At 73.6% G+C, this 20,390-nt stretch carries 21 protein-coding genes and 1 pseudogene; 5 read left to right on the top strand and 17 right to left on the bottom strand.

The window, feature by feature from the left end; all coding sequences use genetic code 11:
* Positions 1-199 precede the first annotated feature (199 nt).
* A complete protein-coding gene (locus ACIPYQ_RS11255; RefSeq protein ID WP_401248837.1) occupies positions 200-961 on the top strand; it encodes a transglycosylase SLT domain-containing protein in 762 nt (253 codons plus the stop codon).
* Here the strand turns inward: ACIPYQ_RS11255 and ACIPYQ_RS11250 are convergent.
* The 7 genes and pseudogenes from ACIPYQ_RS11250 to ACIPYQ_RS11220 form a co-directional block, all read right to left on the bottom strand.
* Positions 945-1,883, bottom strand: a complete 939-nt coding sequence (locus tag ACIPYQ_RS11250) for a phytoene/squalene synthase family protein (RefSeq protein ID WP_401248834.1) — start codon at positions 1,881-1,883, stop codon at positions 945-947. The genes ACIPYQ_RS11255 and ACIPYQ_RS11250 overlap by 17 nt on opposite strands.
* A gap of 104 nt (positions 1,884-1,987) precedes the next feature.
* Positions 1,988-3,709: a serine/threonine-protein kinase gene (locus ACIPYQ_RS11245; protein WP_401248831.1), complete on the bottom strand. Its 1,722-nt coding sequence runs from the start codon at positions 3,707-3,709 to the stop codon at positions 1,988-1,990.
* Between the two features lie 27 nt (positions 3,710-3,736).
* On the bottom strand, positions 3,737-5,404 hold the full coding sequence (locus ACIPYQ_RS11240) for a peptide-N4-asparagine amidase (protein WP_401248828.1): 1,668 nt from the start codon (positions 5,402-5,404) through the stop codon (positions 3,737-3,739).
* Positions 5,405-5,476: 72 nt separating this feature from the next.
* Positions 5,477-5,952 (bottom strand): annotated as a pseudogene (rraA, locus tag ACIPYQ_RS11235) (ribonuclease E activity regulator RraA).
* Positions 5,953-6,119: 167 nt separating this feature from the next.
* The gene (locus ACIPYQ_RS11230; RefSeq protein ID WP_361768580.1) at positions 6,120-6,386 is read right to left on the bottom strand and encodes a GlsB/YeaQ/YmgE family stress response membrane protein; all 267 of its coding nucleotides are present in this window, start codon (positions 6,384-6,386) and stop codon (positions 6,120-6,122) included.
* 126 nt (positions 6,387-6,512) lie between these two features.
* The gene (locus ACIPYQ_RS11225; RefSeq protein ID WP_401248825.1) at positions 6,513-7,406 is read right to left on the bottom strand and encodes a DMT family transporter; all 894 of its coding nucleotides are present in this window, start codon (positions 7,404-7,406) and stop codon (positions 6,513-6,515) included.
* Positions 7,403-8,293 (bottom strand): phosphatase PAP2 family protein, encoded by an 891-nt coding sequence (locus tag ACIPYQ_RS11220; RefSeq protein WP_401248822.1) that lies wholly within the window; start codon positions 8,291-8,293, stop codon positions 7,403-7,405. The genes ACIPYQ_RS11225 and ACIPYQ_RS11220 overlap by 4 nt, the downstream gene beginning before the upstream one ends.
* Before the next feature lie 152 nt (positions 8,294-8,445).
* Between ACIPYQ_RS11220 and ACIPYQ_RS11215 the strand changes: the two genes are divergently transcribed.
* On the top strand, positions 8,446-9,078 hold the full coding sequence (locus ACIPYQ_RS11215) for a TetR/AcrR family transcriptional regulator (protein WP_401248819.1): 633 nt from the start codon (positions 8,446-8,448) through the stop codon (positions 9,076-9,078).
* 157 nt (positions 9,079-9,235) lie between these two features.
* Here the strand turns inward: ACIPYQ_RS11215 and ACIPYQ_RS11210 are convergent, their stop codons facing one another.
* On the bottom strand, positions 9,236-9,784 hold the full coding sequence (locus tag ACIPYQ_RS11210; RefSeq protein ID WP_401248816.1) for a TerD family protein: 549 nt from the start codon (positions 9,782-9,784) through the stop codon (positions 9,236-9,238).
* 88 nt (positions 9,785-9,872) lie between these two features.
* A complete protein-coding gene (locus tag ACIPYQ_RS11205) occupies positions 9,873-10,988 on the bottom strand; it encodes a hypothetical protein (protein WP_401248813.1) in 1,116 nt (371 codons plus the stop codon).
* A 217-nt stretch (positions 10,989-11,205) separates the two neighbouring features.
* On the opposite strand from ACIPYQ_RS11205, the gene ACIPYQ_RS11200 reads away from it, so the two are divergent.
* Entirely contained in the window at positions 11,206-12,021 is an 816-nt protein-coding gene (locus ACIPYQ_RS11200; protein ID WP_401248810.1) for a glutamate ABC transporter substrate-binding protein, read from the top strand.
* A gap of 49 nt (positions 12,022-12,070) precedes the next feature.
* Here the strand turns inward: ACIPYQ_RS11200 and ACIPYQ_RS11195 are convergent, their stop codons facing one another.
* Positions 12,071-12,637, bottom strand: coding sequence for a DJ-1/PfpI family protein (locus ACIPYQ_RS11195; RefSeq protein WP_401248807.1), 567 nt, complete (start codon positions 12,635-12,637; stop codon positions 12,071-12,073).
* A 219-nt stretch (positions 12,638-12,856) separates the two neighbouring features.
* On the opposite strand from ACIPYQ_RS11195, the gene ACIPYQ_RS11190 reads away from it, so the two are divergent.
* On the top strand, positions 12,857-13,678 hold the full coding sequence (locus tag ACIPYQ_RS11190) for an endonuclease I family protein (RefSeq protein WP_401248804.1): 822 nt from the start codon (positions 12,857-12,859) through the stop codon (positions 13,676-13,678).
* A gap of 53 nt (positions 13,679-13,731) precedes the next feature.
* On the opposite strand, the gene ACIPYQ_RS11185 is transcribed toward ACIPYQ_RS11190, so the two are convergent.
* The 4 genes from ACIPYQ_RS11185 to ACIPYQ_RS11170 all read right to left on the bottom strand — a co-directional run bounded on the left by ACIPYQ_RS11185 (position 13,732) and on the right by ACIPYQ_RS11170 (position 17,941).
* Entirely contained in the window at positions 13,732-14,358 is a 627-nt protein-coding gene (locus ACIPYQ_RS11185) for a hypothetical protein (protein WP_401248801.1), read from the bottom strand.
* Positions 14,359-14,487: 129 nt separating this feature from the next.
* Positions 14,488-16,119 carry a glycoside hydrolase family 20 protein gene (locus tag ACIPYQ_RS11180; RefSeq protein ID WP_401248798.1) on the bottom strand — a complete coding sequence of 544 codons (1,632 nt, stop codon included), beginning with the start codon at positions 16,117-16,119 and terminating at the stop codon, positions 14,488-14,490.
* 105 nt (positions 16,120-16,224) lie between these two features.
* Positions 16,225-16,653: a heme-binding protein gene (locus ACIPYQ_RS11175; protein ID WP_401248796.1), complete on the bottom strand. Its 429-nt coding sequence runs from the start codon at positions 16,651-16,653 to the stop codon at positions 16,225-16,227.
* A gap of 46 nt (positions 16,654-16,699) precedes the next feature.
* Positions 16,700-17,941, bottom strand: a complete 1,242-nt coding sequence (locus ACIPYQ_RS11170) for an MFS transporter (RefSeq protein ID WP_401248793.1) — start codon at positions 17,939-17,941, stop codon at positions 16,700-16,702.
* Between the two features lie 187 nt (positions 17,942-18,128).
* On the opposite strand from ACIPYQ_RS11170, the gene ACIPYQ_RS11165 reads away from it, so the two are divergent.
* Positions 18,129-18,581, top strand: a complete 453-nt coding sequence (locus ACIPYQ_RS11165) for a MarR family transcriptional regulator (protein ID WP_361766499.1) — start codon at positions 18,129-18,131, stop codon at positions 18,579-18,581.
* Positions 18,582-18,624: 43 nt separating this feature from the next.
* On the opposite strand, the gene ACIPYQ_RS11160 is transcribed toward ACIPYQ_RS11165, so the two are convergent.
* Genes ACIPYQ_RS11160 through ACIPYQ_RS11150 form a run of 3 tightly spaced genes read right to left on the bottom strand, consistent with a single transcriptional unit; the run spans position 18,625 to position 20,296 of the window.
* A complete protein-coding gene (locus tag ACIPYQ_RS11160; RefSeq protein WP_401248789.1) occupies positions 18,625-19,149 on the bottom strand; it encodes a hypothetical protein in 525 nt (174 codons plus the stop codon).
* The gene (locus ACIPYQ_RS11155; protein ID WP_361766493.1) at positions 19,146-19,820 is read right to left on the bottom strand and encodes a SigE family RNA polymerase sigma factor; all 675 of its coding nucleotides are present in this window, start codon (positions 19,818-19,820) and stop codon (positions 19,146-19,148) included. The genes ACIPYQ_RS11160 and ACIPYQ_RS11155 overlap by 4 nt, the downstream gene beginning before the upstream one ends.
* Positions 19,821-19,828: 8 nt before the next feature.
* Positions 19,829-20,296, bottom strand: coding sequence for an LPXTG cell wall anchor domain-containing protein (locus ACIPYQ_RS11150; protein WP_401248786.1), 468 nt, complete (start codon positions 20,294-20,296; stop codon positions 19,829-19,831).
* Positions 20,297-20,390: the final 94 nt, after the last annotated feature.

The raw sequence follows: 20,390 nt of genomic DNA, 5'->3' as shown, positions 1-20,390 counted from the left end.
CGGAAAGGGAACCGGCTATTTCACCGAGGGGCCTTCATGGTCATTTAACGGGCCGATAGCGGGATGTCGATCTATGGGTGGAATTCGGGGCTTGTTCCCGCCCTCAGGGCTCACTTACGGTCACCTCACTCCAGGTGGTCCGCTCGCCGAATAGGCCGCCGCCCGGGCTCTCCCGTCCCCCCACGTGAGGAATTCCCCCATGCCTGCAAAGGGTAAGCACCGTCGGCCGAAGCACCACCGGATCACCCGCAAGCTGGCCCTGGCCGGCACCGGTGGCGCGGCCCTCACCCTGCCGCTGATCAGCGCGACCACCGCCGGGGCGGTGCAGCCGACCGCGACGACCACGGCCGCCACCGCCGCCACGACCGCAGCGAAGGTGGTGACCGCGGCCGCCACGACCTATTCCGTGGTCGCCGGCGACACCCTTTCGGAGATCGCCGTGGAGCATTCCGTGAGCGGCGGCTGGAAGAAGCTCTATGCGGCGAACCGGAGCGTCATCGGCGACAACCCGTCGATCATCCGGCCCGGCATCAAACTGAAGCTCGACACCCAGGCGGAGACCGACCGTGCGAGCAGGTCCGCCGCCCGGACCGCCCTCAAGCCCGCCGCCGCGCCCGCCGCCAAGCCCGCCACTTCCTACCCGAACAACCTCGACGGGTGGATCCGCGAGTCCCTCGCCGTCATGGCCAAGCACGGAATTCCCGGCAGCTACAACGGAATTCACCGCAATGTGATGCGGGAGTCCTCCGGCAACCCGATGGCGATCAACAACTGGGACATCAACGCCCAGAACGGCATCCCGTCCAAGGGTCTGCTCCAGGTCATCGACCCGACCTTCCGGGCCTACCACGTGCCCGGCACCTCGCAGAACTCCTACGACCCGGTCGCCAACATCACCGCCGCCTGCAACTATGCGGCAGCCCGCTACGGCTCGATCGACAACGTCAACGGGCCCTACTAGAACCCGCTTCGGTGACGGGCGGCGCGGACCGACGGGCGGCGCGGACGAGGATCCGCAGGGGCGCCGCCAGGCCGTAGCCGACGTCCCGGCGCAGGGCACCCACGCCCGCCCGCTCCACGCGGGTCAGCTGGTGCTCCATGAGCTCCCTCATCGTCTCGACGACAGGACGCAGTCCGGGTTCGACGAGGCCGAGGATGCCGTGGGTGGCGTCGAGGGCCGTGCGCGCACGCCGGCTCTCGGCGGCGAGGAGGGCGCGCACGCCCGGGGTGTCACGGGCCTGTTCGAGGTCGCCGCGGGTCACGGAGTGCTCGGCGAGCCGCTCGCGCGGGATGCAGAGCCGGCCCTCCGCGAGGTCCCCGCAGAGGTCCGCGAGGAAGTCGACGCGCTGCGCGGCGTCGACGAACCGCCGCCAGCCGGCGGCCTGTTCGGGGTCGGGGCCGCCCTGGTACTGGAGTCCGGTGAAGACCAGTACGCCGGGCCACGCGTAGGCGTCGAGATAGTCCTGGAAGTCCTCCTCGGCGGCGAAGCCGTCGAAGGCGGCCTCCGCGGTGGCGGCGCCCTCCAGGAAGCGGGAGACCCAGTGCGCGGGGAGGGCGCGGGAGTCCACCGCGTGGGCGTAGGCGCGCAGCACGGGGTCGGGGCTCTCCCCGGAGGCCAGGGCCGCCTCGGTCCGCTCGGTCAGCGCGGCGAGTCCGGCGGCCCGCTGCTGCGGGGTGCCGGTCTCGGCCACGTCGTCGACCAGGTTCATGAAGGCGAGTCCCGCGGCGAGGTATGGCACCAGCGGCGGCGCGGCCATCAGCCGGAGCGCGAGGTAGGGGGCGGGTTCGCGGCGGAGCACCCGGCGGGCGGCGTGCGTGTAGTCGGCCCGCAGCCCGGGGGCGGTCATCCCGGCCGCCGTGAGGGTGGTGCGCCAGCTGAGCATGGTGGTCGAGCTCCTCGGTGTACGGGGTACGGGTGGGCGGAGGGGAGGGCGCGCGCGTGGGCGCCCTCGCTCGGCTCCGTGCGGCCCTGTGCGGGCACGCGGGGTCAGAGGGCGGTGACCTTCCTAAGGCTGCCGTCGGTCTTCCACAGGATGTAGCCGCCGCGCCCGTACTCGTCGCTGAGGTAGGTGCGGATGGAGGGGACCTGGTCCATCATCCACGGGTCGACGATGACGTGGCGCGAGCTCGGCTTCTCGACCTTCAGGTCCTTCTTGGACTGCTCCAGCATGCCGGGCAGCGCGTCCCAGTTGACCGTGGCCATGTCGATCAGCGGCTTCCCCTCCTCGACCGTGCCGTCCGGGCCCGTGCGCGAGGCGGCGCCGTCCCGGTACTGCCAGGAGTCGACGGTCTCGGCGCCGGCGGCGGTGGGGATGGAGGCGAGGATGTAGCCGTCGTAGAGCGTCATGTCGACGAAGGTGGTCGTCCCCGTCTCCTTCTTGAACGCCTCCAGGGCGGTGCGGACGTTCTCCGGCGTCATCATGCTGCCCTTGGGCGCGTCCGCCTTCTGCGCGCTCGCCTTCGGGCCGGGGGCCGAGGAGGCGTCCCGCCCGGGCGGGGTGGCGGGGGTGGCGACGGCCGGGCGCGTCGCGGCGCCGCCCTTCGCGTCGTCGTCGCCGGAATTCCCGTCGGGCAGGAGCTGGACGATGCCGACGACGCCGGCCGCCAGGACCGCGGTGATCGCGGCGCCCATCAGGGCCGGGCGCCTGCGCGGGGCGGACGCCACCGGAACGGGCGTCGTGGCCGCCGCGTACGGGGAGCCACCGGAGCTGTACGGCGGCGGGGTGTGCGGGGGCTGGGTGTGCGGCGGGCCGGCCGGCGCGTACGGACCGAACTGCCCGTACGGGCCCGGCACGACCGGGGAGGCGACGGACGGCGGGACGACGGGCGCGGGGCCGGGGCCTGGGACGGTACCGGAACCGAGAGCAGCGCTCGCGTCACGGAGCAGTTGTTCCAGCTGCGCTCCGTCGGGCCGCGCGGCCGGGTCCCGTACGAGCAGCCGTTCCAGTACGGGCCCCAGCGGGCCGGAGCGCACCGGCGCCGGGATCGGCTCGTCGAGCACGGCGACGACCGTGGCCAGGCTGGTGGCCCGGCGCAGCGGATTGGCCCCCTCGGCAGCCACGTACAGGAGCATGCCGAGCGACCACAGGTCCGAGGCGGCCAGCCCCTCCTCCCCGCGGACCCGCTCGGGTGCGATGTACTCCGGTGAGCCGATCAGCACTCCGGTCGCGGTGAGCCCGGTGGAGTCGTGCAGCGCGGCGATGCCGAAGTCGGTCAGGACGGCCGACCCGTCGGGGCGCAGCAGTACGTTGGCGGGCTTCACGTCACGGTGGAGGATGCCCTCCGCGTGCGCGGCGCGCAGCGCGGACAGGACGTCGAGGCCGAGCCGCACCGCTTCCGCGGGCGGCATCGGTCCGGACTCCAGGCGGTCGTACAGGGAGCCGCCCCTGACCATCTCCATGACGATCCACGGGTGCCCGTCGGCGCCTTCCGCCGGTTCGACGATGTGGTGGATCGTCACGACGTGGGGGTGGGCGAGGCGGGCGAGGGCGCGGGCCTCGCGGACGGCGCGTTCGCGCAGCTGGTCCGCGAGGCCGGGCTGGGCGGCGGCGGTCGCCGGGTCCGGCGGGCGTACTTCCTTGAGGGCCACCTCTCGGTGCAGGGCTATGTCGCGCGCCCGCCAAACGGTGCCCATGCCGCCGCTGCCCAGGGGCGCGACCAGTTCGAAGCGCCCGTCGATCAGCTGTCTGTCGGCCTCACTCGTGTCCATGGCGGATCATCGTAGGCGCCGCCACCGTCAGCAGCGTCGGCGGTCCACCACGACCGTTCCCTGGACGGTGTCCACGGCGCGGTCGTAGCACCCGCCGGGCGCTTGTGACCCGTACAGCCGGTAGCGGGCGGAGGTGGTCGCGACCGCGTGCCGCTGGTCGCGCGGGACGTTCGCCGTGTAAGTGGCGTCACCCGTGTACCGGTCGTCGAGCCGGGAGGTGTCCACCGGACGGCCGCCGCGCAGGGTGACGGTGTCCGCGCGGTCGCCGAGCGAGAGGACGGTGCGCAGCCGGTCACCGGCGCCGAGGGTGGTCTCGCCGGCCATCGTGTAGGTGCGGGCGGTCCGGGTGGTGACCGGCCCGTGCGTGACGCTCTCCTCGTCGGTCCAGGTGGCGTCGAGCGCGTCGAGGTTCTCGCCCTCGGTCCAGCGGTGGACGGAGGTGCCCCGCACGGTGCGGGTGACGGTGGTGGCCACCCGGCCGTGGGAGGTGTTCACGTGCCCGGCGACGGTCAGCCGGTGGCTTCCCCCGGTGTCCAGACGGTGCTGTCCGCCGGGCGCCGCGGGGGTCCAGCGGGAGTGGCCCTCGGGAGCGCTCTGCTCGTGCCGGGTCAGCGCGCCGGTGACGACCTGCCGGGCCTCGTCCTGCCACAGCAGCAGGTTGGTGGGGGTGCTCCAGCCGCTCTGGCCGGCCGGCACCCCGGCGACGGACACCTCGATCCGGTGCGGGCGGCCGTCGTTGAGGAGGGCGGCGTAGGGGGTCAGGTCGTAGCGGATCGGCTGGACGTCGAAGGCGCGCGGGCCGGGGGTGACGTACCAGAGGAAGGGGTTGGACCAGCCGCCCGTCCAGACGGTGGGGAAGGGCGCCGCGATGCCGGCGAGCTGCCCGTCGACGGAGACGCGGACCTCGCGGTGGGGGCCGTCGGCGGCCTTGCAGGAGTACGGGGCCGCGTCCGGGGTGGTCATGTACCAGTACTCCTCGCAGCCGCCGCCGGAGCCGGTGGCGTACACCTCGGCCAGCAGGCGCTCCGTGTTGCGCGGGGTGGTGACCGACGGGGAGGTCAGGGGCAGGACGCGGTCGGGGGTGTCGGGGGCCGCGGCGCCGGCCTCGGCGGCGTAGAAGGTCAGGGTCACCTTGACGTCGATGACGCCGGTGTACGTGTCGTTGACGACGTTGCCTATGAGCATCTCGACGGGCTGCGGACGGGCCAGGGTGTCGCGGTAGCGGGTGACGTCCTTCTCCACGGACCAGGTGATCCCGTCGGGCGAGGGCTGCGGGGTGGAGGTCCGCAGGATCTCGACGCCGCCGAGCGAGAGGTGGCCGAGCCGGTCGTACTGGCGGCCCTTGACCTTGCCGTCGAGGCGGAGGACCACCTTCGCCCAAGGTCCGGTGCCGCAGGCGGCGGGCGGCGCGTAGCTGCCCCGGTACGGGGTGAAGTCGCGGAACTGCGCCTCGGCGAGGGTCACCTCGCAGGACCGGGTCGCGGGCCGGGTGACGGGCGGGGAGGCGGTGAGGGGGTCGTGCCAGTCGGTGCCGAACTCGGCGGGCGGCGGGTCGGCCGGGGCGAGGCCGTGCGCGGACGCCGGGCCGGCCGGTTGGCCAGCCGGGGTGAGGCCGTGCGCGGGTCCCGCGGCGGCCAGGGTGCCGGCGGCCAGCACGATCGCGCCGAGCAGGCCGGTGATCCTGTGTCGTCTCATGGACCCGCAGTGAAACCCGGGCCGGCCCGGCCGTGCCAGGGCCGGTGCGCGGACCCTGGCCTGTTCTCGCCGTCAGCCGCGCAGGACGACCACGCCGTCGTCGTCCGCGTGGACCGTGTCCCCGGGACGGAAGGTGACGTCCCCGATGGTGACGGGCTCGTCCACCGCGCCCTCGCCGGTCTTGCCGCTCTTGCGCGGGACCGTGCCCAGCGCCTTGATGCCGAGGTCGAGGCCGCCGAGGGCGACGCTGTCGCGGACCGAGCCGTTGATGATCAGGCCCAGCCGTTGCTCTCGGCTGCACCGGCGAGGAGGTCGCCGACCAGGGCCGTCCGGGGCGAACCGCCGCCGTCCACCACGAGCACGGCGCCGTCGCCCGGCGTGTGCACGAGGGCGCGCAGCAGGGCGTTGTCCTCGTGGCAGCGGACGGTCCGCACGGGACCGGCGAACGGACGGCGGCCGCCGAACTGGCGGAACGCGGTGGCACAGATGCCGAGGGATTCGCCGTGCTCGTCGTACAGGTCGGCCGTGGGGACGGGGGTGACGCTCATGTCGGTACCGGTTCCTCGCTGCTCGTTCTCGCACATCGCGTGGTCCGGCCAGGGTAGTGGCGCCATCGTCCGACGCGGCGAGGGGTACCGTGCCCGGCCCGGGCCGCACCCGGACATGGGCCGGAACCTGACGGGTCGTGGTGCGGGTGCCGGCGCGCGGAGCCGGGTCAGTCCCGGGAGTTGCCGAACAGGATGCGGTAGCCGACGAGCAGGACCAGCGAGCCCGCGATGGCGGAGCCCCAGGTCGCCAGGTCGAAGAACTCCGTCTGGATCGGCTTGTCGAGGACCTTCGCCGAGAGCCAGCCGCCGATGAAGGCGCCGGCGACGCCGATGAGGGTGGTGCCGATCAGGCCGCCGGGGTCCCGGCCGGGCAGCAGGACCTTGGCGATGCCGCCGGCCAGCAGTCCCAGGATGATCCAGCTGACGATCCCCATGCCCAGTCACTCCGCTTCGGTGGTTCGGTGGTTCGGTCGTTCGGTGCCTCGGTCGCCGTCCGGCCGTTCCTTGCCCGGACGTTCACCAGGGAGGACGCGGCCGTGGCCGAAACGGTTCTCTCCGGCTCAGACCGCGACGCGGCCGACGGGCTCGGCGGCGGCCGGAGCCGCGCCGGTCACCGTCCGCGGGGGAACCGCCCCGGCGGAGGGCGTCCGGGTCAGCAGGACCACCCCGCGGGCCGCCAGGAGGGCTCCGGCCGCGGCCAGCAGCATCCCCGGCGCTCCGCCCTGGAGGCGTTCGCCGAGCAGGACCATGCCGATGGCGGCCGCGGCGAGCGGGTTGGCCAGGTTCACCACGGCGAGCGGGGCGCCGAGTCCGCCGCGGTAGGCCCGCTGCGACAGGAGCATCCCGCCCACGGCGAAGAACACGACGAGCAGGGCCACCGCGACGACCCGGACGCTGAGCAGGGCCCCGCCGCGGCCGCCCGCCACGGCCACGGTCTGGGTCAGTGCGGAGGCCGCCGCGGAGGCCAGCCCGGAGGCCGTCGCGTGCCGCAGCCCCGAGCGCGGGTCCTTGGACGCGGTCAGCGCCAGGATCACGGCGGCCGTCGCCCCGGACACGGCCAGCGCCTCGGCCAGGGTGAGGGTGTCGTCGGGGGCCGGCCCGGAGGCCGGCAGGAGCAGCAGGCCTAGTCCGGCGACGGTGGCCAGGGTGCCGCGCCATTCGGTGGCCGCCACCCGCCGTCCGGACCGGCGCGCCCCCAGCGGGACGGCGGCGACCAGGGTGAGCGCACCGAGCGGCTGCACCAGGGTGAGGGGGCCGTACCGCAGGGCCGCCGCGTGCAGGAGCGCGGCGGACGCGTTGAGCCCGGCCGACCACCACCAGGCGCCGGAGCCCATCAGGGCCTTGGCGCTGCGCGCGACGGCGGCGCGGGCGAGGCGCTCCTGGGCGACGGCGCCGGCCGCGTAGGCCACGGCCGAGGCGAGGCAGAGCGCGAGGGCGAGGACGGTGTCGTTCACTGCCCGGCCCCCACGGCGGCCGCGGCACCCTGCCGGTGCGGCAGCCCGCGTACGGCGTCGTCCGCAGCGGCATCCGCGTCCGTACCCGGGTCCGCGTCCGTGCCCGGCGCGGTGTCGGGGCCGCTCGCGCGCGGCCTCGGGACCAGCAGCAGGGCCGCGCCGAGCAGGACCGCGGCCACGACCGCGTCGAGCCAGTAGTGGTTGGCCGTGCCGACGATCACCAGCAGGGTCAGCAGCGGGTGCAGCAGCCACAGCAGGCGCCACCGGGAGGCGGCCTTGCCGCCCGGGGACGTGGTGCGGGTGGCGGCGATCACGCCGAGCGCGAGCATCAGCGCCCAGCCGAAGTGCAGCGAGGGCATCGCGGCGAACTGGTTGGCCAGGGTGTCGGTGTCCGGCGCGGCCCGGTAGACGGTGGGCCCGTAGACCTGCCCGGTGTCGATGAGCCCGGCGGCTTCGAGCATCCGCGGGGGCGCGAGCGGGTAGGCGAGGTGCAGGACGAGGGCGGCTCCGGTGAGCACGGCCAGGACCCGGCGGGTCCACAGGTAGTGCGCGGGGCGGCGGATGTAGAGCCAGATCAGGAAGAGCGCGGTCGCGGGGAAGTGGACGACCGCGTAGTAGGTGTTCGCGGTGTGCACGAGGGCGTCCCCGTGCAGCAGCAGCCGCTGAACCGCGCCTTCACCGGGCAGGCGCAGGGTTCGCTCGGCGTCCCATATTCGCTCCGCGTTGCGGAAGGCCTCCTCGGTGCGGTCCGTCGAGAGCAGCCGGCCGGCCTTGTAGACGATGAAGAAGCCGGCGACGAGCAGCAGCTCGCGTATGAGGCGACGGCGCGCGGCTCTCGGTCCGGCTGGCCCGGTTTCCGGCCCGGCAGGTGTGGTGTGGGAGGTCATCCCCCGGTCTCTCTTCCTGTTTACGCGCACTGCGACACGCCAGTGTATCGATACATTGGCGTATCGATACGCTGGTGTACCGATACGGTTGCGTTCCCGTACACTTCCGTAGTGGAACCGCCGCCGAGGAGCCCCCGAGGAGAGCCGCAGCCATGACGCCGACGCCGACCCCCGCGCGTCGCTCCAAGATCACCCCGGAGCGGGAGCAGGAGTTCTACGACGCCGTCCTGGAGCAGCTGCGCGAGCACGGCTACGAGGCGCTGACCATGGAGGGCGTCGCCGCCCGGGCCAGCTGCGGCAAGTCCACGCTCTACCGCCAGTGGAAGACCAAGCCCCGGCTCGTCGCCGCCGCCCTGCGCGCCGGCCGGCGCGGCAGCCTCGTCGCGGTGGACACCGGGACGCTGGCGGGCGACCTGCGCGAGGCGGCCCGGATCGCGGCCGGTACCTCCGGGCGCGACACGCGGCTGACGCAGGCCCTCGGGCACGCCGTGCTCAGTGACGGGGAACTGCAGGCCGCCCTGCGCGAGGCGCTGGTCGAGCCCGAGCTCGCCGCGTTCGACGTGATGGTGCGGCGGGCCGTGGCGCGCGGCGAGATCGCCGCGGACCATCCGGCCGTCGAGTTCCTGCCGGCCCAGCTGATGGGCGTGCTCCGGATCCGGCCGGTGCTGGAAGGGCGGTACGCGGACGCCGACTACCTGGTCCGGTTCGTCGACGCGGTCGTGCTCCCGTCCCTGGGTCTCGCTCCTTCCCGCCCCGCCCGGCCCCCGGCCGGACGGACCCCCTGAACCGGCGGGCCGCCGTCCCGATGACCTGACGGCGACCCGCTCGCGCTGCCTCGTGGGGACGGCGGCAGCGCGCCACCCGGACCGGGCGGCGGCCACTCACTCGAGGAGTGGCCGCCGCCCGGTCTGTGCGGCACCGTGCCCGCCCTTGTGCTCGTGTTCAGCGGACACCGCCCATGACCCGGGCGAACTCCTCCGGGTCCGCGTCGAACCCGCGCAGCCGCACCTCGAACGACCAGGCGCCCGACGCGTCGCGGGTGAACTCGGCGACGGTCGCCGCGGTGGCGGAGGGCACGGACGCGAAGTCGCTCTGGGCGAGGTCGGTGTGGCCCTCGCGGATCCGGAACCCCGTGCCGGCGATGTCGGCGAAGGTCTTCGCGCGGCCCGCGGCGCCCGTGTCGGCGCCCACGCTCTGGATGACCACGCCGACCACCACCCGGCGCAGATCGGACCCCATCCGGTCCAGCTCGAAGGTCATCACCTCGTCGAAGCCGAAGCCCTGGCCGGTCTGGCTCTCCCGGTTCAGGGTGATGGTGCCGTCGGGCGACCGGCTGCCGAAGTGGACCAGGTTGACCGGAGCCCCGTACAGGTCCGCGGCACCGTAGACCGCGGCGACGATGTCGAGGTCGCTGCCGGGCGCACCCGCCGGGCTGGGGTCCCACCGCAGCGCGAACTCCACCTTGGCCAGGCCCTTGCGTACACCAGTCACCGAACTCCCCCTTCGTTCACCAGGACTTGCCCCCGCATGATCCCACGGGACGCCGCCGCGTTCCGAAGGACCGTACGTTCCCGGCCGGTTACCAGTCGCCGTCCTGTACGGGTTTGCCCGGCCGCGGAGCCTTCCCGAGCGGCTCGACCTGCCCGGCCGACGGCTCCTCCCACGGGGTGTGGTCGGCGCCGAGCCACTCCCCCACCGGCCTGACCCCGCTCAGGGCGTCGGCCGGCGCGAGGTCCGCGGCCGACTCGTCGTAGTAGTCGAACCAGGGCAGCCCGGCCCGGGTGTAGGCGGCCCGGTCGACGGGCGAGGGCGGGGCATCCTCCCCGGTGATGCGGCGCCACGCGGGCGGGGGCACGAGGTGGACGAAGACCCGCCCGGCCGGCTCCCCGGCCCAGTCGGACAGCGGCCGCTCGTCCCGGTAGACCTCCTGGTTCATGGCGCCGCCGACGCCGAGCCCCATCGCCGGAGCCGCGGGCGGACCCGTCCTGCCCACAGGACGGGGCGCGCCGGGAGCCGCGCCGGGCTGCGCCGCCATGGGCGCGGGCACCGGGCCTCCGTAGCCCGCGAAGCCGGTGGAACCCGTGGAACCGGGGGCGGGCGGACCCCCGTAGAGACCCCCGCCGCCGACCGGCCGCGGCGGCGCCAGGCGCGCCCGCTCGGCCTGGCGCCACCGTGCCAGCGCCGCAGCCCCGAGCGGGAACGCCTGGAGCTGGACGCCGCCGGTGGTCTCCTCGCCGGTGACCTGCCCCTCGACCGTGGCCCCGAGCCCCAGCGGTACGGCGACGAACTGGCGCACCGTCCCGTCCCCGGAGTTGATCCCGTCCAGCCACGGCTGCCGGGGCAGGACCACGTAGTTCTGCGGGTCGCGCGCCAGGCTTCCCGTCCAGCGCTCGCCGGAGACGGCGCACACCTTGCCGACCCCGACCTGGAGGGCGGCGGGCTCACGGGTCCCGCCGAAGCTGAGCCACATCGCCTCGCGCAGGTACACGGGCAGCATCACGCCGCCCTTCGCCAGCCACTCGGGCGGCACCGTGTCCGGATGGTCCTCCACCCGGCGCAGCGGGAACTCCCCCAGCCCCGGCGGCAGTGCGTGGGTACCCGACTCGGGGAGCCTCAGGGTCCGGATGAACCTGATCTGTACCCCTTCGCCCAGTAGCAGCGCATTCCCGTCCACACGTACGGACCCTGTTCCCACGCCCGCCCCCTTCTCCCGCTCCGGCCCGGCTCCACCGCAGGATCTGCGGGTGAACCGGATCGTTATCCTCAAGTTTCGCTCAAATCTAGTGACGCTGCGCCCGCGGGCTTCCTAGCTTCCTCGTACACACGTCTCGACGTCACCCGCGTTTCCGCGGTTCCACGCGCCCCGGTGATCCCGATGGCGCCTCCCGCGTTTCCCCAGGAAAGAGTGCAGCATGAAGGTTCCCCAGGCCGGTGCGGTCGCCGCAGTGATCGCCATCGCCCTGACCGCCTCCGGGTGTGTCTTCGGCGACGACGAGGACCAGGGGACCCTCTCCATCGGCATCAAGTTCGACCAGCCGGGCATCGGCATGCGGGAGACCGGCGGCGCCTTCTCCGGCTTCGACGTGGATGTCGCCACCTACGTGGCCAAGGAGCTCGGCTACAAGTCGGACCGGATCGAGTTCAAGCAGGTCCTCAGCAACGACCGCGAGCTGCTCCTCCAGTACAACGAGGTGAAGTTCGTCGTCGCGAGCTACTCGATCAACGAGAAGCGCAAGGAGAAGGTCGACTTCGCCGGCCCGTACTTCGTCGCGCACCAGGACCTGCTGACCCGCGCCGACGACACCTCCATCAACAAGGCCGAGGACCTCAACAGCAAGACGATGTGCTCGGTGACCGGCTCCACCTCGGCCGAGAACCTCAAGAAGAACCTCGCCCCCAAGGCGGCCCTGCTGGAGCTCGGCACCTACTCGGACTGCGTCGTCGCCCTGCAGGAGAGCCGGGTCGACGCCATGACCACGGACAACGCCATCCTGGCCGGGTACGCCGCCCGCAAGGAGAACAAGGGCAAGTTCAAGCTGACGGGCCAGAGCCTCAGCACCGAGAACTACGGCATCGGCGTCAAGAAGGGCAACAAGGAGCTCCAGCGCAAGATCAACGACGCGCTGAAGAAGATGGTCCAGGACGGCTCCTGGGAGACGGCCGTGAAGAAGAACTTCGGCCCGAACTACAAGTACGAGCCCGCTCCGGCGATCACCCCGGTCAACTGACGACGGCGGGGACGGGGCCGGTCCCCCGCCCCGCCCCCGGCCCCGGTGGTCAGACCACCGGGGCCTTGCCGCGCAGTACGGTCAGGAACTCCCTCATCCAGCGCGAATGGTCGGGCCAGGCCCGGGCCGAGACCAGGGTGCCGTCGACCACGGTCTCGGAGTCCTCGAACTCCGCCCCGGCCGCCTTCATGTCCAGCTCCAGCGCCGGATACGCGGTCACGCGGCGGCCGGTCAGGCTCCCGGCGGCGGCGGTGATGAGCGGGCCGTGGCAGATCTGGGCGATCGGCTTGTCGGATGCGGCGAAGGCCGCCACGATGCGCCGGACCTCGGGATCGTTGCGCAGGTACTCCGGCGCCCGGCCGCCCGGGACCACCAGGGCCGCGTAGTCCTCCGTGACCACGTCCCCGAAGGCCAGGTCGGCCGGCCAGGTGTATCCGGGCTTCTCGGTGTAGGTGTCGAAGCCCTCCTCGAAGTCGTGGACCACGAACCGCAGCTTCTTCACCTGCGGCGCCGCGATGTGGACCTCGTACCCCTCCTCGCGCAGGCGCTGGTACGGATACAGGACCTCCAGCGATTCGGCCGCGTCGCCGGTCACGATGAGGATCTTCACTGCCATGGGCTGCTCCAGATGGGGCTGGTCGTGGTCGGTGCGGCCCCGCCCGGGGCCACCGCTACCCTGCCCGCGGCGGACGGCCTGCACACACGAAGATCCCCCACTACCGACACGTGGTTTTCACCTGTTCGGCACATGACAATGTGACCCTCGCTCTGCCACCTGACACCCCGCCAATTCCCCGGGCGGGGACGGTGCGTATGGAGAGGTACCCCCCACCCGATGAGAATCTCGCGCCTGACCCCCTGGGCGGCCGCCCTCGCCGCCGCCGCCCTGTTCGCCGTACCGGCGGCCGCGTCCGCCGGCCAGCAGCGCACGACCACGCCCGAGAACCCGACGGCCGCCGCCGCGGTGGACCCGTACGCGGACTACTACGCGAGCGCCCAGGGCAAGACCGGGGCCGCGCTCAAGACCGCCCTCCACAACATCATCAAGAACCAGTCCAAGGTGAGCTACGACGGGGTGTGGAACGCCCTGAAGGTCACCGACCAGGACCCGGCGAACCCCAACAACGTCATCCTCGTCTACTCGGGCCGCTCCCAGTCCAAGGCGACGAACGGCGGCGGGGCCAACGACTGGAACCGCGAGCACGTCTGGGCCAAGAGCCACGGCGACTTCGGCACCGCCACCGGCCCGGGCACCGACCTGCACCACCTGCGCCCGGAGGACGTGACCGTCAACAGCACCCGGGGCAACAAGGACTTCGACAAGGGCGGCAGCCCCGTCGGCGAGGCCCCCGGCAGCCTGACCGACGCCGACTCCTTCGAGCCGCGCGACGCGGTCAAGGGCGACGTGGCCCGGATGCTGCTGTACATGGCCGTCCGCTACGAAGGCGGCGACGGCTTCGCGAACCTGGAGATGAACGACAAGGTCAACAACGGCTCCGCGCCGCTCTTCGGCCGGATCAGCCTGCTGAAGCAGTGGAACCAGATGGACCCGCCGGACGCCTTCGAGCAGCGCCGCAACCAGGTCATATTCGACACCTACCAGCACAACCGCAACCCGTTCATCGACCACCCGGAGTGGGTCAACTCCATCTGGTGACCCGGCGCGGCCGCCGTCACGGCGGCCGCCCCGTCCGGCGGCGGCCGGACGGCCTACGGCAGGTAGACCTCGTCGAGGGTGTCGATCGCCCCGTCGGCGCCCAGGTGGTAGCGGAACGGCAGCCCGGAGTCGGGGTGGGCGACCACCCAGTCGACGAGCTGCTGGACGCTGATCTTCTTGGGCGCCGAGCCCTCGACGACCGGGGCGGTGGCGGTGATCTCGGCGTCGTCCGCGAGCGGCAGGAAGGTCTCCTTGCCCACCGGCTCGAAGTACGTCCCGTCCCCGTCGGACGTACAGCCCCAGTTCCCGTGATGGACGATCAGGTGGTGCGCGGCGCCCTCGGGCGTGTACCGGCGGACGGCGATCAGGTCCGGCGCGATCGGCATCTTGTGGTCGCAGGTGGCACCGGACGCGGGAGCGGCGGAGGTGGGCTTCTTCGCCGGCGCGGCGGTCGCCGTGGCCTTCGCGGGCGACTTCGACGCCGAGGGCGTCGCGGCGGTCGCGGAGGAGCCGCCGGAGGGCGTGGCCGTGGCCGGTGAACCGGCCGGGCCGGCCCCGGACGCGGCCGGGCCCGCGCCGTCACCCGCCTTGCAGGCGGCGAGCCCCAGCATCCCGCACACCGCGAGGGCGGCCAGTCCGGCCCGCCCGCGAGCCCGTCTCCGGCTGCGCACCACTCCCATGTCGTCTCCCTTTGCCACGTCGAAGCCGAGCGTCAACGTAGCGCCGGGATCAGGCCGCGACGATGGCCGGAAGTCGTTCGTCACCGGCCCGGTGTCGGACTGTTGCAGATCGCGTACCCGGGGGCCCGCTCAGAGGCGGTCGGCGAGGGCCTGGAAGCCGGACCAGGGCAGCTGGGGTGCGCGGGAGTCCCAGACCTTCTGGGAGAGCGCGGCCAGCGGCAGCCGGATGCCGTCCGCCACCTGGGCCTGGGTCTGGGCGCCGGCCAGGTCGGCCCAGATGGCGAGGCGCCCGCCCAGGATCTGGTTCCCGTACGAGGCCGGGACGGGTGTGGTGCCGCGCAGGACGAGCGGGTTCCACTCCTCGTAGATCCGCCGGCCGGTGGGGTAGGTGAACTGGTTCGGCTCGCCGAGCACGTAGTAGAGGTACTCGTCGTTGAGGTTCACCAGCTTGCGGCCCTCGCGCAGGTATTCCAGCGGCGGCCGGGCGCCGATCTCCTTGCCGGTCCAGTACTCGACCTGGATGTCCTTGGCCGCGCTCGTCACCCCGCCCGCGAAGAAGCCGTCGTTCCACGCCTTCAGCGCCTTGCCCGACGGGCGGACCACGGCGGCGCGGTCGTTGAGCCAGCCCGTCGCCAGGTCCTGCACCCGCGCCGAGGGGCCGTAGCGCTGCTGGGCCGCGCGGGCGAGCTGCGGGAAGGAGGCCTGCGGGTCCCGGTAGACCAGCGCCTGGTACTCGTCGGCGCCCAGGTGCCAGGCTCCGCCGGGGAACAGCGGCCGGTACTCGCGCAGCAGGTCGTCGATGAGCTTCGCGGAGGCCGGGTTGGATATGTCCACCGCTCCCTTGACCGCCCTGCCCTGGACGTCGCGCAGTTGCAGGTCGGGGTGGGCGCGCAGCACCGCGCCCAGGTGTCCGGGCGAGTCGATCTCGGGGACCACGGTGATGTGCAGCCGGGAGGCGAGCGCCGTGATCTGGCGGACCTGCGCCTTGGTGAGGTGCGGGTTCGAGACGATCTCGGGGTGGGTGTCGGACTGGATGCGGAAGGCCTGGTCGTCGGAGAAGTGCAGGCCGAGCTGGTTGAGTTTGAGGTCGGCCATCTCGCGCAGCCGGTTCTCTATCCAGTCGGGGGTGAAGTGCTTGCGTGCTATGTCGAGGTTGAGGCCCCGCTGGGGCTTGGCCGGGGCGTCGTTCACGGTGCCCTCGGGGGCCGAACCGGCGCTCTTCACCGCCTGTTTGAGGGTGCGGGTCCCGTAGAAGACCCCGGCCTCGTCGGGGCCCTTGATCCGGACCGTGCCGTCCTTGACGGTGAGGGTGTACGACTCGGGCTTGCCCGCTCCCTCCAGGGAGAGCTCCACATCGCCGGCGCGCGGCGCCGCCGAGTCGCCGTACGTGAGGCCCAGTTCCCCGGCGAGCATCTTGGCCTCGTCGGACAGGGCGGCCGCGTCGCCCTGCGCGACGACCACGCGGGCCTCGGGGGCGGGCTTCCAGCCGGGGCCGCGGGCGGGTATGTGCTCCTGTACGGCGGGGATCGTGCGCGGGGCGGTGGACAGCGGGTAGGACTGCGTCGGGGCGGGGGTGGGGGCGGGCGGTGTCGGGGCGGCCTCGGCCGGGCCGGCGGCCGTCGTGGAGGAGCTCGGGGCGGCGGGGGCGCGCGCTTCGTCAGAGGCGGCCGTGCAGCTCGGGACGGCGAAGGTCGCCAGCGCGGCGGCCGTTGCCGTCGCGATGGTGTGGACCCTCCTGTGAAGCCTCGGTTTCCGCATCATGCACCTGTGTCCCCCGTACCCAACCTGGCACGGGGGACACGGGTGCGCGACCCGGGGGCTTCGGACCAGGACGTCTCGGATCAGGACGTCTCAGACCAGGAAGTCTCAGACCAGGGCGTCGAGCGCTGCGGCGGCGAAGGCGTGGTCCTGGTCGGGGGCCGCGCCGCCGATGCCCACGGCGCCCACGAGCCGGCCGTCGCGGTGGACGGGCAGCCCGCCCGCGATGAACAGCAGGGGACGGTCCAGGGCCGTGGGCAGCGTGTGGAGGGGGCCTCCGGGCCGGACCGCCTCGACGAGGTGGGCGGTGGGCGCGTTCAGCTGGAGGGCCGTGTAGGCCTTGCGGGTGCTGGTCTCGCCGGAGATCAGTACGGCCCGGTCGTCGCGGCGGAAGGCGAGCAGGTGGCCGCCGGCGTCGAGGACGGTGACGCTGACCGTGGCCCCGGCCGCTTCGGCGGCGGAGGTGGCGACGCTGACGAGCAGCTCGGCGTCCTCGGTGGTCAGGGGGGCGACGGCGGTACGGGTGGAAGTGGACATGCCGGTTTCTCCTTGCGGGGGTGGCGTACGGGGATGAGGGGGTGGATCAGTGACGGGAGGCGGGTGCCGCGGCGGTCGCCTCGCGGGCCGCGGCTGCCGCGACGACCCGGCCGGCGCCGGTGGCGCGGGTGGCACGGCCGGTCGTACGGCGTTCCAGTGCGCCGGAGACGAGGGCGAGGACCAGGGCGGAGGCGGCCAGCGCCGCGCCGACCCAGTTCGGCGCGGTCCATCCGAGTCCGGCGGCGATCACGAGCCCGCCGAGCCAGGCGGCGAGCGCGTTGCCGAGGTTGAAGGCGCCGATGTTGACGGCGGAGGCCAGGGTGGGCGCCCCTGCGGCCTGGTCCAGGACCCGCTTCTGCAGCGGCGGCACGGTCGCGAAGCCGAGGGCGCCGATCAGCACCACGGTGACGGCGGCGCCGGCCTTGGTGTGGGCGGTGAGCGTGAAGACGGCCAGGGTGACGGCGAGCGCGCCGAGGGACACGTACAGCATCGGCATGAGCGCGCGGTCGGCGTACCGTCCGCCGAGGAGGTTGCCGGCGACCATGCCCAGGCCGAAGAGGACGAGGAGCCAGGTGACGGAGGAGCCGGCGAAGCCGGCGACGTTGGTCATCATCGGGGTGATGTAGGTGATCGCGGCGAAGACGCCGCCGAAGCCGAGGACGGTCATCGCCATCGCGAGCAGCACCTGGACGTTGCGGAAGGCGGCGAGCTCCCGGCGGATCCGTACGCCGCCCTCGGGCCGGGGCAGTTCGGGGACCAGCCGGGCGATGCCGAGCAGCCCGGCGACGCCGAGCGCGGCGACGATCAGGAAGGTGACGCGCCAGCCGAGGGTCTGCCCGACGAGGGTGCCGAGCGGGACGCCGACGACGTTGGCCACGGTCAGGCCGGTGAACATCATGGCGATGGCTCCGGCCTTCTTCTGGGGGGCGACCAGCTCGGCGGCGACGACCGCGCCGATGCCGAAGAAGGCGCCGTGGGCGAGGGAGGCGACGACGCGGCCGGCCAGCATGACGCCGAAGGCGGGGGCGAGGGCGGAGAGCACGTTGCCCGCGATGAAGAGGCCCATGAGCAGCATCAGCATGCGCTTGCGGGGGATGCGGGTGCCCAGGACGGTCATGAGCGGCGCGCCGAGGACGACGCCGAGGGCGTAGCCGGTGACCAGGAAGCCGGCGGTGGGGATCGAGACGCCGTACGTGCCGGCGACCTCGGGGAGCAGGCCCATGATCACGAATTCGGTGGTGCCGATCCCGAAGGCCCCGACGGCGAGGGCGAGGAGTGCGAGAGGCATGGGGGAGGTGCCCTTCAGGGGAGGGGGGTGGTGCGGGTGCGATACGCGACACACGGTTGCGGTCGCCGCTTACATGCGTCCACATTAATTGCAGACGCGGGATATTTGCAAGCGCGGGCTATTGCAGACGTGGCCTATCCTGGGATCACACACCCCGCACGGCAGCACGCTTCGACGGAGGAAGCCCATGACGGCCACGGACAGCGCGCTCACCGCCCTCTCCCAGGGCTGGTGCGCCCTCTCCCTCCTGCACGGGCGGATCGAGACGCACATCGAACGGGCCCTGCAGGCCGGGCACGACCTGAGCGTGCGCGAGTACTCGCTCCTCGACGTCCTCAGCCGCCAGCACAACGGGCCGGGCGGGCACCTGCGGATGCACCAGGTCGCCGACTCGGTGGTGCTCAGCCAGAGCGCGACGACCCGGCTGGTCAGCAGGCTGGAGGACCGCGGCCTGCTGAACCGCTACCTCTGCGACACCGACCGCCGGGGCATCTACACCGACGTGAGCGAGGCGGGCCTGGCCCTGCTGGCCGCGGCCCGGCCCACGAACGACACCGCGCTGCGCGAGGCCCTGGACGAGGCCTCGCGCAACCCGGAACTCGCCCCGCTGGTCTCGGCCGTGGAGAACCTCCGCCGCTGAGCCGGGCGGACGCGGCGCCGGAGACCTGCGCCGCGTCCCGCTGCTAGCGCGGACCGCCGGTGGGAGCCGGCGGGGAGGAGGTGGCCACCCGGCCCGACGGGGTGGACGGTACCGCCGACGGCGACACCGACCCCGAGCCCTTCGACGCGGGTGCGGTCGGCGGGCTCGCCGACGCGGCCGGGGACTCCGATTCCCCCGGGCGCCCCGACGCGTCCACGCCCGGGCTCGGCCGCGCCGACCCGGCGGACCTCGGCGAGGGCGTCGGCGAGGACTCCGGGGACGGACCGGGGCCCGTGACCTTCGGCGGGGTGGCCGGAGGCGTCGGGCCGGGCACCGGATCCGGGGCGAGCAGCAGGTACCCGATCCCGGCGGCCGCGGCGGCGGCCAGGCCCGCCAGGGGCAGCGCGAACCGCCGCAGCCTTTCCACGGGCAGCCGCCTCACGTGCGGTCCCGGCGGATCCGCGGGGCGCAGCCGGCGGACGTCGATGCCGTCCGCGCGGGCGTCGAGGGCCTGCCGCAGCCGCCGCTCGACCGGGCGTTCGGCGAGGCGTTCGCCGTCACGCGTCATATCCGTCCCTCCAGAATCCGTTCCAGCGCGTCCAGGCCGCGGCTCGCATTGGACTTGACCGCTCCCCGGCTGATCCCGAGGGTGGCCGCGATCTCCGCCTCGCTGAGGTCGGCCCAGTAGCGCAGCACCAGGACCTGGCGGCGGCGCGCCGTGAGCCGGCCGAGCGCGGCGAGCACCTCGCGGTGCGCCTCGTCCAGGACCACGTGGTCCTCGGCGGACGGCACGTCGGCCTCCGGCGACGGGGTCCAGGCCCGTACGGTGCGCCGGCGGCGCAGTACGGAGCGCGAGGTGTTGACGACCGCGGTGCGCAGGTAGCCGAGGGCGTTGTCGACCTCGGTGATCTGCTCGCCGTGGCGCCGGTACAGGGCGGTGAAGGCGTCCTGGACCACGTCCTCGGCCGTGGCCAGGTCGTCGACGAGCAGCACCGCCAGCCGGACCATCCGCAGCCGGTGCGCGTGGTAGAGCTCGGTGACGGTGGGCGGCTGCGGTTCGCCGTGGCCCGTGTGCCCGTACGCGTACGGGTCCCCGTACGAGGGCCCGTACGGGGAGCCGTGCGGGCGCGGGGAGGCCGGCGGGGCGGAACGCTCCCGGCGCAGCAACGACCACAGGCCCCGCCACGCCCGGCCGAAGCCGGGCGTGAGGGGGCCGACGGGTGGTGCGAGGTGGAGCACGGAATTCCTCAGTTCGCGCGGCGCCGCACGGCGTACAGGGCTCCGGCGCCGGCGAGGACCAGACCGGTGGCTCCCGCCCCGAGGGCCATGGTGGTCGCCGAGGAGCCAGTATGCGCGAGCTCGGCTCCCTCGCCGGCGGCGCCCGCCTCGGACGGGACGGCGCTGGGCTTGGGACCGGGCGTCCCCGGGCTCGACGCGGAGACACTGGGCGCGGCGCTGGGAGCGGCGCTGGGGGCCGCGCTCTTCGCGCCCGAACCCTCGCTCGGCGGCGTGCTGACCGAGGGAACCGGCTTGACCCCGCCCTCGCTGGGAGAGGCACTGGCCGGGACGCTGACCGACGGAGCGGGCGCGGGCGAGCCGGCGTTCGCGGCGGAGGCCGGCCCGGCGAGGGAGACGGCCACTCCGGCCGCGGCGGCGATCACGGCCGTCCGGCGGACGGCCAGGGGGACGCGCAGGGCACGCTTCAGGTTCTTCACGGTGGTTCTCCACGGTCGGGTCGAGGACGCGGGACTGCGCCCTTCACCCCCGCACGACGCGCGACCCTCCGGGAGGTTGCCGCCGATCCGGAAA

The sequence above is a fragment of the Streptomyces sp. NPDC090045 genome, from assembly GCF_044747975.1.
Classification (GTDB): domain Bacteria; phylum Actinomycetota; class Actinomycetes; order Streptomycetales; family Streptomycetaceae; genus Streptomyces.
The sequence above is the reverse complement of the archived record's forward strand: the minus strand, read 5'-3'. Positions and strand labels throughout refer to the sequence as shown.